The sequence below is a fragment of the Aeromonas sp. QDB14 genome (assembly GCF_027707845.1).
Taxonomy (GTDB): domain Bacteria; phylum Pseudomonadota; class Gammaproteobacteria; order Enterobacterales; family Aeromonadaceae; genus Aeromonas; species Aeromonas caviae.
The window spans coordinates 1-573 of record NZ_JAPCJD010000219.1 but is presented as its reverse complement, the minus strand read 5'-3'; the positions used below and the strand labels follow the sequence as shown (position 1 = coordinate 573).

The following is a 573-nucleotide window of genomic DNA, read 5'->3' as shown; positions in this document are numbered from 1 at the left end:
AGATTGGTCCGCAGTGCGTGATGAGCAACCGGTGCCAGTGGTGGGGATAGATAGGCCAACCATTGAACGCGACATCAAGGCGGTGTCCCACAAGGACTTGATCGTGATCGACGGTGCTCCGCAGGCCGCTGACCTGGCGATATCCGCGATCAAGGCCAGCGACTTGGTATTGATCCCAGTACAACCCAGCCCCTATGACATTTGGGCTGCGTCTGATCTAGTGGATTTGGTTAAGCAGCGCATCGAGATGACAGATGGCCGCCTCAAGGCGGCGTTCGTGGTGAGTCGGGCCATCAAGAACACCAAGATCGGCGCTGAGATCAGAGAGGCGCTGGAAGGATATGGTCTGCCGGTATTGGCGGCGAGAGTGACCCAGAGTGTTGCTTATCCGAGCACCGCAGCGGCAGGCACCACCGTGCTTGATGTTGAGCCTAACAGCAATGCAGCCCAGGAAATACGGGGCTTGGCAGATGAAGTATTGGCATTACTCAAATGAGTTAATGAGGGTGTAAGTAAATGAGTATGTTGAAGGCTGGCCGTCCCAGCAGCGAAAAACGGGCAATGACCATGGGG

Annotated in this window: 1 protein-coding gene; it reads left to right on the top strand. The window is 55.8% G+C overall.

Going from position 1 to position 573, the window contains the following annotated elements:
- On the top strand, nt 1-496 hold a 496-nt coding region (gene parA, locus PG887_RS22605), incomplete at its 5' end, for a ParA family partition ATPase (RefSeq protein WP_270822978.1).
- Nucleotides 497-573: the final 77 nt, after the last annotated feature.